Consider the following 15,682-nt stretch of genomic DNA (forward strand, 5'->3'; position numbering starts at 1 on the left):
GCCGACAACATTCGACGCGGCTTATCTAACGGCGTTCTGCATGTGGTGCAGGACGCCGTTCTTTGTTGAATGCTTACCTGCCTTGCCAACTTCTCGCGCCGCCTGTTGCTGTTTCTACTACTGGCGCTGGCGGCGGGGCCACTACTTGCCCAAACGCCAACTGCCATGTCTGCTTCCTCCTCGTCGGCTGTGCTACCTTCTGCTATGCGCACGTACACCCTGCGGCTGAAACCCGGACAGGATCTGCGTCAGCAGCTTAACGCTTTCGTAACGGAGCATCAAGTGAAGGCGGGGACTATGGTAACGGGTGTAGGTAGCCTTACACAGGCTACGCTGCGGCTTGCCAACCAGGAGAATCCTACGGTATACCGCGGCCACTTCGAAATTGTATCCCTCGTAGGTACACTCTCCGTCAACGGTAGCCATCTGCACTTGTCCGTATCCGATTCCACGGGGCGCACTGTCGGCGGGCATCTGCTCGATGGCAACTTGGTGTACACCACTGCTGAACTAGTAATCGGGGTGCTGGAAGAAGTGGAGTTTCGCCGCGAAATCGACCCCACATTTGGCTATCGGGAGCTAACCGTACACCCAACTCCCCCAAAACCATCTACCAAAAAGCCGCGGAGGTAACCGGAAAATTTTATTGGAGCCGGCCCAATCGTTCTATTTCAGGCAGGCGTTGCAATGCGTATTATTGTAGGAATATCCGCGGTGCTTTTTCAAGGCGGCCGGCTATGATTAATTCCTTACGCTATTCTGCTTGATGCACCGTTATCCTTATGGCCTGGCGCTAGCGCTGCTGGCTGGCGCGCCTAGCGTGGCCCTTGCCCAAACCCCTTCTCCAACGACCCCGCTGCCGCCTCTTACTTACTCGCCCGATGCGCTGAAAGAGGGTGTGGAACTGTACGACAAACAGCAGTACGAGGCCGCCGTTGCCCGCTACCGCGCCGTCACGCCCGGCGACTCGCTGTATCCGGCGGTGCAGAGCGAGCTGGCCACCACCTACTTGGCCCTGGAGAAATACCGAGAGGCACTGGAAGCCGCCAACCGGGCGCTGGCCCTGCACTACCTCGACCCGCAACCCTACGTGGCCGCCGCCTGGGCCGAAGAAGAGCTGAAGCACCTAGATAAGGCTCAGGCTTTCTACGATGCGGGCCTGAAGCGCTACCCATACCACCAGACGTTGTGGTTCAACCAGGGCGTAATGCAGGTGGAAGCCAAGCGGTTTGAGGATGGCTTCCGCAGCTTGCAGCGTGGCGTGAGCCTCAAGCCAACGCACCCCAACAGCCACTATCAACTGGCCAGCCTGGCTATGCGCCAGGGCCAAACCAGCCGCGCCATGCTTGGCTTGCTGGCGTACCTGCTGGTTAACCCCGATGGCTCGAACAGCCACGATATGCTCGTAACGTTAGAGCAGCTGGCTACCCACACGGCCGTTGTGGAGGAAAACCGTAAAATCACGCCTTTCCTGCCCAACGAAGCCTTCAAAGAGCTGGACTTACTCATCGACTCCAAGGTGGCGCTGCGCCCCGAGTACGTATCGAAAGTGAAGTTCAATGCGGCGCTAGTGAAGCAGACGCAGCTGCTGGTAGAGAAATTCCCTGCGGCGGCAACCGACGACTATTGGGTGCGCCTCTACGGCCCGCTGGTGGAGCAGCTCCGTCAGGGCGACAATCTAACTACTTTCACTTACCTCGTGCTGGCCTCCGCCGACGATAAAAAGGCGGCGCAGTGGGTGAAAGGCAACAAAAGCAAAGTGGAGAAGCTCTACACTGTCCTCACGCCTGCGCTGCTTCGCATTCGGGAGCAGCAGCCTGTGGAGCGCGACGGCAAAACCGTCCTTGCCAAAGCCTGGTTCGATGATGAGGCCCGCGTGGACGGCCTCGGCGAAGGCACGGTGCAGGGCGAAGAGCGCCGCTTCACCGGGCCATGGCTGTTTGTAAACCAAGCCGGCTCGGTGGAAGAGGAAGGCAACTACGGCCCCGATTTCAAGCGCACCGGTACCTGGCGCCATTACCACCCCAACGGCCAGCTGCAACGCACCGTGTCTTACCGCAACGGCGAGATGGAAGGCCTCGTGCGCGACTACCACGACAACGGTCAGCTTGCCTCAGAAATGCCCATGACTCAGGGCAAAGTTAACGGGTTGATGAAGGTGTTCACCTATTGCGGAGAGTTGAGCGAAACCCGCACTTTCCGGGCTGGCGAGCTGGAAGGGCCGTATCAGGAGCTGTATCCGGGGGGTAAGCTAAAAATGAAAACTGACCTGCGCGCCGACAAACAGGAAGGCGTGCAAACCTATTTCTACTCCGACGGCAGCAAGGAGTACGAATACACTTACGTAGCCGGCAAAAAGCAAGGCCCTTTCTTGGTCAACTTCGCCGACAATGTGCCCGAGAAGCGCGGTACCTACGACCAAGGGGAGCTGCACGGCCCCTATACCGACTATTTCTCCAACGGCCAGCTGGAAAATACCGGCACATTCACGCACGGCAAGCGCACGGGGCTGTGGAAAGAATATTTTGCCGATGGTAAACTGAGCGCCGAAGTTCCTCACGACGAAGCCGGCGAACTGCACGGTACCTACCACGACTACAACTACCAGGGCAAGCTGTTTTCGGACCTCGACTACGAGCATGGCCGGCTCACGCGGCTGCGCTACTACGACCCCACCACCAGCAAGCTGGTGCAGGATACGCCCATCAAGAAAGGCCGCGTGCCAGTGCAGCTGCGCGGTGCCGATGGCATTACTACTGGCACCGGTACCTACCTCGACGGGCAGATGGAGGGCGAGTGGCGCTGGCAGTACACCAATGGCGTATTGCAGCAGATGCGCAGCTACAAGCAAGGCCAACAGGAGGGCAGCGCCGTGGAATACTACGCCAACGGACAGCTGAAAAAGCGCACCAACTACCGCAACGGCAGCCTAGAAGGCACGTTCGAGTCGTTTTTGCGCGATGGCCAGCGCAGCCAAACTGGCTATTACCGCGCCGGTCAGCAGCAGGGCCCCTGGCGCGACTACTACGCCGACGGTCAAGTGAGCGAGGAGTATGAGATGCACCAAGGCCAGAAAAACGGCGTCACGCGCAGCTTTGCCCCGAACGGCAAGCTTACCGAGTCGCGTGTGTATGCTTTCGGGCGCAAGCTGGAGCTAACTACCTACGATACGTTGGGTGGCGTGCTGAGCCACATTGTGCAGCAGCCTGCTACCAAGGAGTTTATCTTTGTCTATCCTAACGGCAAAGTGCACTACCGCACACCGGTAGCCTGCTACGAAAACCGCGGGCCAGCCACCTGGTACCATCTTAGCGGGCAGCCGGAGGTGGTGCTCAACTACGAAGCCGACCGGCGCCACGGTCCTTATAAGTCGTATTTTCAGAACGGCCAGCTCCACTACAGCGGCGAGTTTCGCAACGGCGAGCGGCACGGCCTCTGGCAAGAGTATTACTCGAGCGGGCAGCTGCGCTCCACTATCAACTACCGCTACGGCAATTGGGTGGGCGAAACCCGCTACTACTTCCCCAACGGCAAGCTGGAAGCGGTGCAGAACTACCTCTACGGTACGCCCGAAGGTGTTTCGCAGTACTATAACCCCGCCGGCGAACTGCTGGAAGAGCGCCTCTACGAGCACGGCAACCTGGCTGCCTTCCGCCCCGGCCACGACCAATTGGGCCCCTGGCAGCGTATCGAAAAGCTGACTGGAACAATGAAAACCAGCTTTGCCAACGGCAAGCCCGCAACCGACGAAACTGTGCGCGGCGGCATGGTTGACGGAACTCGTACCACATACTACAGTTCCGGCCAGGTGTTTCGCCGCATGAGCTTTAAAGAAGGCCTGCTCACTGGCACGCTCACCGGCTACCACCCCAGCGGCAAGCTGATGGAGGAAGAGCAATACCTGCACGGCGAGTTGCACGGCCGCTGCCGCTATTACCGTCCTGATGGCACCCTGGAGCGAGAGGAAAGCTACCGCAGCGGCGAAAAACTGGGCCCGACTGTATATTACGATACCAAGGGCAAGCCCACTAAGACGGAAATTTACTGGAATCAGTACGTGTATGAAGGCAAATAAGCACTTGCGCCGCCACGCCGCGCTACTCGTTTTCTCAGGATTGCTAGGCTTGGTGGCGCCCGCCCTAGCCCAGCAGCCCGCGCAGCTTGTAACTGAAATGCAGGCGAAATTTCCGGGCGAAAAAGCCGTGTACCTCGATTACCGCACCGACGTAACCCTAGAGCTGAAAGGCGACTCGGTGGTGGTGCTGGCCCGGCACCATCAGGACATGCTGCACCTTGATGCACAGTCGGCTATGTACGCCAACGACCGGGTGTTTAACTCGCACTTCAGCCGCTTGCAGAAGCTGGACGCCCGTACCATGGTGCCGGCCGGCAACAGCTACAAAGCGGTGAAAGTGACGGATTTCAAAGAAAAGTTCGAGGTGCAGTCGGGCATTTTCTACGACGATACGCGGGCTACAACGTTCAGCTTCCCGGCCGTATCGGCGGGGGCGCGTACCGTTACCGACTACACCGTGCGCCACCCCGACCCGCGCTTTCTGATGCCGTTCTACTTTGGGGCGCACATTCCCATGCGCCACGCCGAGCTGACGGTGACGGCCCCGCGCAGTATCAAGGTTAGCCACAAGCTTTTCCACGTCGAAAACACCCCAGTCAGCTTCACCAAGCAGGAAAAAGGCAACCTAGTCACCTACCGCTGGGCCGCCGACAACCTGCCCAGCCCACCCCGCGACGACGACGGCCCGGAGGCGGCGTACTACTTACCGCATTTGGTGTATTTCGTGGAGGAAGTGCCCTCGGCGGCCGGGCAAGCACGCCGCATGCTGGCGGGGGTACCGGAGCTGTACAACCTGTACTCGGGCTTCGTGAGCAACCTCAATACCAAGGAAAGCCCTGATTTGCGCCACATCGTCGATTCGTTGGTGGTGGGAGCCAAAACCGAGCAGGAGCGGGTGCAGCGCATCTACTATTGGGTGCAGGACAACATCCGGTACGTGGCCTTCGAAAACGGGATGGGCGGCTTCATTCCGCGTGATGCCGGGCAGGTGTACGCCAAGCGCTACGGCGACTGCAAGGATATGGCCAACCTCACCCGCGAGATGCTGCGCATGACCGGCGTGAAGTCGTACCTCACCTGGATTGGTACCCGCGACTTACCCTACCGCTACTCCGAACTGGCTACGCCCGGCGTTGATAACCACATGATTACTACTTACGAAGCCAGTCCCGGTAAGTACGTGTTCCTGGATGCCACCAACAAGTACATGCCCTACGGCTTGCCCTCGTCGTTTATTCAAGGTAAAGAGGCACTGCTGGCTATTGATGGCAAAACCTGCAAAGTGGTGGAGGTGCCGGTGATGGAAAATAACCGCAGCCCGGTGGCCGACGTGTCGGTATTGACGCTGGACGACAAAGGGGGCTTGCGCGGCAAAGGCAGCCTGCAACTTGGTGGCTACGCCAAGGTGCGGCAGAGCTATGCCCTCGACGGCCTCAACCAACTGGAGGAAACTCGCTACGTGAAAGGACTGCTGGAACGCGGTAACAACAAGTTCTTTGTCGACAAGTACAGCGTCAGCCACCTCGACACCCACGACCAGCCCCTGACCATCGACTACGAGTACCGCTTGCAGGATTACGTGCAGAAGCTCGACGACGAAATCTACGTGAACCTGAACTTGGACCAGCCCTACGCTCACGATAAAATTGACGCTGCCAAGCGCCGCCTTCCCCGCGTAAACGAGTACGCCCACCAGAACCGCACCCGCACCGAGCTGGAAATTCCGGCCGGCTACGACGTGGAGTATCTACCCGCCACTGCCGAGTCCAAAGACCCGCTGTTTGGCTTCCGCATCAAATATGAGCGGCAGGGCAACAAGATTGTGCAGGACAAAGAGCTGTACATCAACTACCTGATGCTTCAGCCCCAGCAGTTCAACCAGTGGAATGCCGGCATCGATAAGCTGAATGCCGCCTACCGGGAAACCGTGATTTTCAAGAAAAAGCGGGTGTAATTCGGGTAGTTTCTATCATCATTATCAACCCTATATGAAGTTTTTATCTGCTGCTCGGGCTACCACGTTGGCTGTGCTGCTGGCCGCTGCCATGCCGCTACTAGCCCAAACGGTACCCACTACGCTGCAATACGCCACCTATACCTGGGATGCCAAGCGCACCAAGCGCCTAGCGGTTTCAGAGGAGGAAATCAAGCAGCCAGCCTTGATGCTGCGCGATTTTACAGCCCACGAGTACCTATACAGCCCGCAGGACAAGGGCTTGAAGCTATATTCGACGGAGCACCGCATCGTGCGCGTCAACACGTCGGAAGGCATTGAGCGGTTCAACAAAATTTATATTCCGCAGGATGGCGGCCAACTGCTGTTCCTCAAAGCCCGCACCATTAGTCCGCGGGGAGAGGTAGTGGAGGTGAATGAGAGCAGCATCAAGGAGCTGAAAGACGAGGATGGCCGCCGCGGCTACAAGATTTTCGCGGTGGAAGGCGTCGAGAAAGGCTCGGAAATCGAGTACGTATTTCTGCGCGAGCGGGCGCCCAAGTTCTTCGGGCGCGACTACCTGCAAAGCGACTTGCCGGCTCGCGACGTGACCTTTGAGCTAATTTCGCCGGAAGCCCTGACCTTTGATGCCCGCGTGTACCACGGCCCAGCCGCCTCCCGCGACACCGTGCTGGCCGGCAAGCGCCACATCCGAATGAAGCTGACCCAGGTGCCCGCCGCGCATGAAGAAGCCTTTGCCGAAACAGGAGCCGAACGGATGCGGGTGGAATACAAACTGGCATACAGCGCCCAACGAGGCCGTACCCGACTCTTCACCTGGTCGGATGCCAGCCAGTACCTGCACGAAAACATTTATACGTTAGGCAAGGACGAAGCCAAGGCGGCCGATAGAGTGTTGAAAGCCGCCAAAGTGCCCGCCGGCGACACCGAAACCCGCGTGCGGGCCTTGGAGCAGTACCTAAAAACCAACTTCAATGTGCAGGAAGGTGGCGACTTTAACCTGGCGCGGGTGGCCGCTACGCACAACGCTTCTGATGTGGGCATCACCCGGCTGTTCGGGGCGCTACTCAAGCGGCTGAGCATCGAGCATGAGCTGGTAGTAACCACCGACCGGTCGGACGTAGTCTTCGATGAGTCGTTTGACTCATGGAACTACCTCGACAACTACGCCCTCTACTTCCCCGAAACCAAGCAGCTGCTGGCCCCCGCCCGCCCCGATTTTCGCTACGGTATGGTGCCCTCTGGCTGGACCGCCAATAAGGGCCTATTCGTACGTACCGTGAAGCTGGGCTCCACCGAATCGGCGGTGGGTACCGTGCGCGAGATTCCGACGCTAAGCGCTGAGCAGAGCCCTTCCGACCTGGACATTAAAGTGAAGTTTACCCCGGAGCTAGACAAGGCCTTCGTGGATTTACACCAAGTGTTGGGCGGCTACCACGCGCAGGAAATCCAGCCATTCTATTCGCTGATTCCAGAAGAAAAGCGCACCGAGATACTACAGGCGCTGGTGAAGAGCAGCGTGCCCGATGCTACTTTTCAGAGCGTGAAAGTGACCAACGGCGAGGCCGGGCTGAGCCCGCTCAGCAAGCCGTTTCTGATAGACGCCAACGTGGAATCGGTGGCGCTGCTCAACAAGGCTGGGCAACGTTACCTGTTCAAGATTGGCGACCTGCTGGGGCCACAGTCGGAGCTGTACCAGGTGGAAGCCCGGCAATACGACGTGGAAAACGACTTCAACCGGCGCTACAACCGTATCATCACGCTGGAACTACCCGCTGGCTACCAAGTGCGCAACCTGCAAGACCTGAACGCCGATGTGAAAGCCGGCCCCGACGCCAAAGATCCGCTTTACTACTTCAACTCGAAGTATGACGTGCAGGGCCAGATTGTGAAAGTCACTATCACGGAAGCCTACCGCCAGATTCGGTGGCCCAAGAAGGATTTTGAAGCCTTTCGGGAAGTGGTAAACGCTGCCGCCAACTTCAACAAAGTGGTGTTGGTGCTGGAAAAGAAGAAAAGCTGATACCCGCAGTTTGCACAGTGTATATAGCGGTACGTGTAGCACGAGGCAGAAGCTTCGTGCTACATTTACTTTATACCCGTTCCGTCTGCTATGCTCCCCACCGATTCACTCGATACGCCAGCCGCCGCGGCTTTCCGGCGCACCATCTCCAACCCGCTGAAGCTACGGCTGTTCATGTTACGCAGCTTACCCATGGCGTATCTGGCGGGGCTGCGGCTGCGGGAAGTGACGCCCGAGCGGGCGGTGATTACGGTGCAGTTCAAGTACCTCACCAAGAACCCATTCCGCAGCATCTACTTTGCGTGCTTGAGCATGGCCGCCGAAATGGCCAGCGGCCTGCTCGCTATGATGCACACCCAGGGTGCCGGCCGCGTCTCGATGCTGGTAGTGGGTTTGGAAGCTGATTTCACCAAGAAAGCCGTCGGCCTGATTGCCTTCACTTCCGAAGACGGCCTCCGCATTGCCCAAGCCATAGCTGACAGCCGCACCACCGGCGAAGGCCGCACCGTAGTCTGCACCAGCACCGGCATCGACCAGGCCGGCGACGTGGTAGCTACCTTCCGGATTACCTGGTCGTTTCGGGCCAAATCGAAGATTTAATAAACACTATGATGGCAGTATATGTCCACTGGACAGCGAATGATAATTAGGCTATGGCTGCTGAGTATTGGAGCTATGGGAACTACTCTATTTACGCCTCTTGAATTCTCACCGCTTCCATTAGAAAATATACCCCGTTGGGGATTTTGGGGGCTGGCGTTCCCTGCTTGCCGAATGCTAGGTGTACACATAGGTGTACTGCCTAAGTTGTGGCGCGCAGTGCCTTGGGTGCTTTGGGCGCCGCTGTTAGTGGTTCAGGCTCTTTGGATGCTTTTGTCAGTTCCAGAAACGCTTTCCGGGCCATGGTCTAAAGCGTTTGAACCAATGGCAGGCTTATTTGCCCGCCAAGAAAAATGGGTCACCATACGAGTCTTGTTTCGAAGAGGATGGCAGGTTGTAGCAGTGCAACAGATAGCGCCTATGAGTTTCTACCCGCGTTGTCATCGAACAGCAATGATAACCCCCTTACTGCCTGGTTTGCAGTGGGCCACTCGATTAGAGCATCGCAAAAACGAGGATTGTGTGCTTGGCGCTTCTTGGCAGATAGTTGCACCACAAGAGCTAATTGTCTCTAAACGCTATCCATTCGAGCTCGAAAAAGCAGTACAGCTAAGTTGCGATTCGGCTTTGCTTCATGCTTTGCACACATGGCAAGTGAGGCGCCGGCAGTATCGCACAATTGAAAATTGAATGCTTGCCCGTAATTCTCCGTTCCCAACCACTTCTTGGCGATGACGCTTACCATGCCTTCCTCACTGAACACAATAACCTAGCAAGGATAAGGTGAAGGTTTCAATTGTAGCGAAGAGCCGAGTTGTAGCCCGCTCAGTGTGCGAAGCCAGTTTCAGGATTAGGGCATACTTCCAGGCTTATACAGGGAATTGGGGGGGATTGACTACAGTGCTACCACTCGCATTACTTGCGAGAAGTTGGTTCCTGATAGCTGCACATAGTACAAGCCTGCTGCCAGTGAATTGCGTGGTAGTGTGAATCGGTGCCAGCCAGCATCAACTACCCCCTGATGCAAAGTGGTTACCTCTTGGCCGAGGGTATTGAGCACTCGCAAGTGCACCGTTGTTGAGGTTGGTACCGAAAACTCAACTAGTGCATCGCCTTGAAGTGGGTTAGGCGAAATGGGGTAGAGGGTTGGCTCGGTGCGTAGCGGCCTATGTAGTACATAGGTGTGCACAAGTGTCTGGCGCCGCGTAAAAAATTGTAGCGATAAGCTATCTGGCGTAGCGTTGAGAAGCATAGCGCCATAGTCACCATTGTAGATAGTGTTGCTTTCAGGCTGTGGCGTCTGTCTAACCCGATAAACGCTGCGTCCGCCTAAGCCATTTACAAAATAGGGCAGGCCATCAACTGTCAGCTGCTCGTAGTGATGGTCGTGGCCGGCTAGGACCACGGAGGCCCCCCATGCACGAAACGGCCATTGCAACGCCTGCGTGTTGCCATGATAGCCTGACGAATAAGGTGCGTGATGCAGATAAACAACTTTCCAGCGTGCTGTGGAAGTAGCAAGCCCAGCTTGCAGCCATCGGGCCTGAGTGGAAGTTGCCGTAATGCCATCCGGCTCGGCTGGGTCACTGTTGAGAGCAAAAAAGTGAACATTGCCGCGCACAAAATCATAGTAGCGGCCGTTGCCAGGCAGCGTAAAATAGTCGCGGTAAGGCTCCCCATTTCGAGTGTAATAGTCGTGGTTGCCGAGCGAGGGAAAAAAGCGGTTGGTAGAAGCGCTAGGTCCGTAGCGCCCTTTGTACTTATAGATATAATTGTGATAATACTGGCCGATATTCTGGTCTATAGTGCTGGAATCTCCTACATCATAGTTGTTATCACCGAGGGTTATGATGAATTCAGGGTCCCAGCTTTTTACTAGTTGGGCTACGTCGCGTTCTGCCGGACCCGCAAACCCATAGTCTCCAATAGCTGCGAAGCGTTGCCCTATACTTAGGTGAGCCAGCAAACAGAGACAGACCACCGATGTTAGGTGCCAAAAATGTGACCGTAAAGAGGCAATCATTGGGATATGCTCATGAGAAGTTGAATAGATTGAAGATTTTTTAGTTGTTATAATAAAATGAAGATTTGCTGTGCGTACTTCGCACGCCTTTATCGGGTAAGTCATATTTAAAGGCTTGCGGATTTGGTGTCTAAAAATACCTATTTGAAAGTATAAAACTGATTTTGAATTGATGAAATACTCCTAGAGTATCACAAATACTGTTTGCTGATAATCTCATGTCGTATTAAAGATACAATAGTCTTGCTGCTTGATTACGGAATAGTTACAAATAAAATTGATAAATAGCTAGTTATAGGATTTGAAAAGTTAGGTGGCTAGCCTACACATTGATTATAGGGGCTAAGTGCTCCATTAATAGCAGTGCACTTTCTACTTACGACGCAGTTTTGAGAGCATTACTATGCTATTGCTATTTGCTGCAAGTATCAAAAATACAGATTATTAGCACTGAGTAAGCTTGAGCGAAAGGTCAATTTACATTGGCTGGAAAGAGAATTATCCTCGTGCATATTATATGAAGGCATAGTTGGTTTCGATTTAATAATTAAAAAATAAATAAGAAAAAATGAATAAAAAATTTACTTCAGTTAATCTAATTCTACTAACTATTACTTTGCTCTTGTCAGCTGGATCAGCATTAGCTGGTGATACAATCAGAGTTAAACCTAATCTCTATCATGTAGATCATAAGAAAAATATAGTTATCATTAACCAGTCTGTTAGTGAATTGATTGGCGGGGTTAATGAGCCAAAAAACCATCTAATGCTAAGTGAAGATTATGAGTTTTTAGCTCCTGTATATTCAATAAGTGAAGCCTCTTCGTATAAAGTAGTATGTAATGATTCAGTATACACTGCTTATTTTACTAAGCTACCAATTATTCATATTAATACAAGAAAGCAGATTGTAGATACTCCAAGTGTTTACGCTACTTTCTCAATGTCGGAAAACAACCGTGCTTTCACACAATCGGCAATAGGAATAGAATTACGAGGTGCTTCGTCACAAAGCTTGCCCAAAAAGTCATACGAACTGAGCTTTTGGAATGATACATTAGGTGCTACTTCGCGTGATGTACGCTTATTGAATATGCGCAATGATAATAAATGGAATTTGCAAGCTATGTACAATGAGCCGCTACGTATGCAAAGCAAAGTTTCGAATGAATTATGGCAGGACATTCATCAAATATATTACAAAAACTTAGAGCCAGATGCTAAGAATGGCATAGCTATGACCTATGTTGAGGTATTTATTAATGACGAGTACAAGGGGATTTACGCACTGAGCGAGCGAGTAGACCGGAAGCAGTTGAAACTCAAAAAATACGACAATCAAACGATCAAGGGGGAACTATATAAAGGCGGCGACTGGGGTGCCACTACTTTCACTGGTCTACCGCCTTTCGATAATACAAGCTTGACATGGGGTGGCTTTGAGTACAAGCACCCAGAAGAGGAAATAGATTGGTCTAATCTGTATAATTTTGTTGATTTCGTTGAAAATAGCTCTGCCCAGGATTTTAATAATAATTACAAAAATAAGTTCAAGCTTAGTAACGCTGTTGATTATTATATTTTCTTGAACTTGTTGAGAGCATTAGATAATACTGGAAAGAACTTATATATAGCTAAATATAAAGCGGGTGAGCCTTATTATTACGTTCCTTGGGATTTAGATGCGGTATTTGGTAATAATTGGCAAGGCAATCAGGATAATGTTACAGTTGGTTTGCTTTCCAATGGCTTCTATGATCGACTAAATCAAGATTGTTCGCCTAATGGTTTCCGGATGGCATTGGTGCAGCGTTGGGCTGAATTGCGTGCCACTGTTATAACCCAGAACAGTATTATGGCTAGGTTTGCGGTTAACAACAACTACCTAGTCAGTAATAATGCATATGAGAGAGAGCATATAGCTTGGAATAGTTTTGCGTACGATGCAACACAACTTGCCTATGTTAACTCTTGGTTGAACAACAGAATAGCTTATTTGGATGTTGCATTCAGTCAGAGTTGCATTGCTTTAAGTAACGTAAATGCAACTGCTGCAACCAAAATAGAGCTGAAAATATATCCTAATCCAACAAATGGTTATTTTATGATAGAAAATAATTTCTTCGCTCGTGAAATATGCGTACAGGATATGAGTGGTAAAGTAATTATACAACAGTCACTAAGTGGTAAAACTAGCAAAGTAGATATTAGTTCTTTGCCAAAAGGTTTATATATAACGACTGTTAAGAGTGAAAAAATATCTAAGAGAGATAAGCTGGTAATAAACTAAAACTATCTGTTCCTAAATAATTAAAAGCGCCGTTGCCACTGCATATTTAGTAGCAGAGAGCAGCGGCGCTTCTGCAAATCATGATGTCTGATATAATAGGCAGATTATTCTTCCTCCCCCAGCCGCTCCTTGGTAATAACATTCACCATGCCGTCTTCGCTAACTACAATGGCTAAGCAAGGATAGGGCGAGGTTTCCACGTAGCGGATGGCGGAATTGTAGCGCGCCCCGCGGGTGCTGGTGCCGCGCCCCGAGGCCTTGCCATCCAGAATGACGCCAATAGAGTAGCAGTAGCTTTCTGGGTCGAGGAGCACGGCGCCATCGATGGAGGTAACCAAGCGGGTAATGAGTGGCGTGAGCGGCACGGGCTCGATGAGGGTGCATTGTAGCTTTAGGCGGTCGGCCTCGGCCAGGGCTTCGGTGGTGACTACTAGTAGCGTGCCATGCTTTTGGCGGCTGGCTTCCAGCACCACTTCCCAAAGACGCTCAATCTTAGCGGGGTCGGTGAGCTGGAAGGTGCGCTTGAGGTCTTTGCGAAACCGACTGCGGTTGACGCGCGAACGGGGCAAACTGGGCTGGCTGTAAATGGTGCGCATTAGCACTTTGCCATCGTGTTGAAACTCCCAGGCAAAGTGGTTGATGAAATTGATAACAAACAAATCCTCCCGCGTTGGGTCGTAGTCGCCAATGAGACGGCCGAGGGCGTACACGTTTTCACTGTCGGCGAGCAGGCTCACGTCGGGCGTAGTCATTTCGAGCAGCTTGCGCACGGCCCGGTAGTCGGTGAGCGGAGTGGGGCAGGTGAGAGCGAAGACTTCCTCCACGTTGGGGTGGCGGCGGCGGGCCATAATCAGCTTGCCCACGCCCTCGGCACCTTCGTAGCGCAAACTGGAAATGGTGTTGAGCGTGTTGAACAGCCGCGCCGAACCGGGCTCGGCCCCCAGCGCTTGCGCCGGCGTGTCGAGCAGGCTTTTACCTGCCGCCCGCAGAATCTCCTCGGACTCGCGGGGGCGCGTGAGCATCCCAAAGCCGGGCTCCGTCTCGCTCAAGGTTTTGGCGCACTCCTCGGCAAAACGATAAATAGCGGCCACCAGCAGCGACGGCGCCAGGGGCTTGCCATCAATGTAGTAGCGGTGCGGCCGCAACGACGGATAGGCTCGCATGGCTTTGCGGCGCATGCGCAGCAACGTCACCACGTAGTAGTCGTTGATGGGCACGGGCCAACCCGCTACGTGCTGATAGATGCTGTTTTCGTCGTGCGCATCGAGTAGCTCCTGCACGGCATTGCGGATGCCCAGGGCCTCCTGCCGGCGGCTCAGCATTTCCTGCGTCGCGCCGTCGCGGGGGGTGGCGCTGGCCAAATGGCTCAGTAGTTGCAACTCCCGGCCGCGGGCCAGTGCGTGCGTAAACCGGGCCGGGTTGAGGCCATGATTAGCCGGTTCCAGATGTACTGGCGGCGCTTCGGTGGGCACTAAGGCATCGGAAGCGGTGCACAGCGCCAGCAGCAGCACGCTAGACTCTAGGTCGTCGTCAAGCGCGTTGAAAATGCCGTCAGCAATATTCTGAGCGGCCTGCAAATACCGCATCTGGTAGGGCCAGACGTGGTAGGTATCGGTTTCGGCAAGGGCCTGAGCCGTGACGGGCGGCGCGGAAAGCAGCGGAATGGAAAGCATAGGAAGGCGGAAAGAATTCAGCAGCACGAGTTGGCGCTCCGTGAGCGGAACGCATCAACCGGTCAGCAGCACCCTGGAAAGGAAGGCTTCAGCTGTTTTTAACGACGGACGAAACCCATAATTACTTTACAACTGGAATAGAACAGGCAAAACCATTTTTTGCTTCATCGGCTGGCCCTGGTAGGTGGCCGGGGTCCATTTGGGGGCTACTTTGATGAGACGCAACGCTTCCTGGTCGAGGCCCGAGCCGAGCGGCTTCACCACTTTGGCATCGGTGAGCGAGCCGTCTTTTTGGATGATGAACTCCACTTGTACCTTGCCTTCCACCTTGCGCTGCCGGGCTAGGGCGGGGTATTGCTGGTTTTTCTGAATCCACTCGAAAAACGCTTCCGTACCACCTACCGGGCGGGCGGGTTGGTCGGGTGTCACCACGGTAGCGCCGGATTTGGCGTTGCTGGCTGGTGCTGGAGTGCCCGTGGGGGCCGTAGTAGGGGCAATAGCTGGTTCGGTGGCCGGAGCGGGACCACCGGCGCCCATCGGTATCTGAAACGAAATCGGGACGCTGATACGCTGCCGCACTTTCTGACCTTTGTGCTGAGCGGGCGTCCATTTTGGGCCGCCTTTTATCAGCCGGATGGCTTCGGCATCCAGGGCCGGGTCGAGGGGCTTGGTGGCGGCTACGTTGGAAATAACGCCGGATTTCTCCACCACAAACGTCACTTCCACGGTGCCGGCCGCCCCGCGCTGCAAGGCCGCCGTGGGGTACTGCTGGTTGTCGGCCAGATACTGCGCGTAGCCTTCCACGCCACCCAGGGGCACGGCGGGCTGGGCCACGGCATCGTAAATCTGCTCGGGTTCGGGCTTGGGATATTTCAATTTCTGCTGGGCCAAAGCGGGGGCAGCCAGTGGCAAGGCCAGGGCTACCACAAAAGCAAAACGACGAAATGACTGCATAACGGTAGGAAAAGCCAGGGTGTGGGTACCGAAAGTTAATCAACAACCGCACCAACGGCCGTGTCGGTTCAGTGGCCGCCCATCAAGTAC

The 15,682-nt window shown here is 54.3% G+C and carries 9 protein-coding genes; 6 read left to right on the forward strand and 3 right to left on the reverse strand.

Annotated elements, in window-relative coordinates; all coding sequences use genetic code 11:
• The first annotated feature begins 69 nt into the window (after nt 1-69).
• The 5 genes from G536_RS26055 (at nt 70) to G536_RS0103510 (ending at nt 8,652) form a co-directional block, all read left to right on the forward strand.
• Nucleotides 70-633 (forward strand): PPC domain-containing DNA-binding protein, encoded by a 564-nt coding sequence (locus G536_RS26055; RefSeq protein WP_022822190.1) that lies wholly within the window; start codon nt 70-72, stop codon nt 631-633.
• A 133-nt stretch (nt 634-766) separates the two neighbouring features.
• Entirely contained in the window at nt 767-4,075 is a 3,309-nt protein-coding gene (locus G536_RS0103495) for a hypothetical protein (RefSeq protein ID WP_022822191.1), read from the forward strand.
• Complete coding sequence (locus tag G536_RS0103500; protein WP_022822192.1) at nt 4,062-6,029, forward strand: DUF3857 domain-containing protein; 1,968 nt, start codon at nt 4,062-4,064, stop codon at nt 6,027-6,029. Before G536_RS0103495 ends, G536_RS0103500 begins: the two co-directional genes overlap by 14 nt.
• Nucleotides 6,030-6,063: 34 nt before the next feature.
• Complete coding sequence (locus G536_RS0103505) at nt 6,064-8,052, forward strand: DUF3857 domain-containing protein (RefSeq protein WP_022822193.1); 1,989 nt, start codon at nt 6,064-6,066, stop codon at nt 8,050-8,052.
• Nucleotides 8,053-8,142: 90 nt separating this feature from the next.
• On the forward strand, nt 8,143-8,652 hold the full coding sequence (locus G536_RS0103510) for a DUF4442 domain-containing protein (protein ID WP_022822194.1): 510 nt from the start codon (nt 8,143-8,145) through the stop codon (nt 8,650-8,652).
• An 895-nt stretch (nt 8,653-9,547) separates the two neighbouring features.
• Here G536_RS0103510 and G536_RS30245 read toward each other — a convergent pair.
• Entirely contained in the window at nt 9,548-10,780 is a 1,233-nt protein-coding gene (locus G536_RS30245) for a metallophosphoesterase (RefSeq protein ID WP_084708468.1), read from the reverse strand.
• A 463-nt stretch (nt 10,781-11,243) separates the two neighbouring features.
• Between G536_RS30245 and G536_RS0103525 the strand changes: the two genes are divergently transcribed.
• Nucleotides 11,244-12,965, forward strand: coding sequence for a CotH family protein (locus G536_RS0103525; protein ID WP_084708469.1), 1,722 nt, complete (start codon nt 11,244-11,246; stop codon nt 12,963-12,965).
• Between the two features lie 104 nt (nt 12,966-13,069).
• Here the strand turns inward: G536_RS0103525 and G536_RS30250 are convergent, their stop codons facing one another.
• Nucleotides 13,070-14,638, reverse strand: coding sequence for a DNA integrity scanning protein DisA nucleotide-binding domain protein (locus tag G536_RS30250; protein ID WP_022822198.1), 1,569 nt, complete (start codon nt 14,636-14,638; stop codon nt 13,070-13,072).
• Between the two features lie 126 nt (nt 14,639-14,764).
• On the reverse strand, nt 14,765-15,592 hold the full coding sequence (locus G536_RS0103535) for a TonB family protein (protein WP_022822199.1): 828 nt from the start codon (nt 15,590-15,592) through the stop codon (nt 14,765-14,767).
• Nucleotides 15,593-15,682 lie beyond the last annotated feature (90 nt).

Origin of the sequence: Hymenobacter norwichensis DSM 15439, from assembly GCF_000420705.1 — a bacterium.
In the GTDB taxonomy this organism is placed as follows: domain Bacteria; phylum Bacteroidota; class Bacteroidia; order Cytophagales; family Hymenobacteraceae; genus Hymenobacter; species Hymenobacter norwichensis.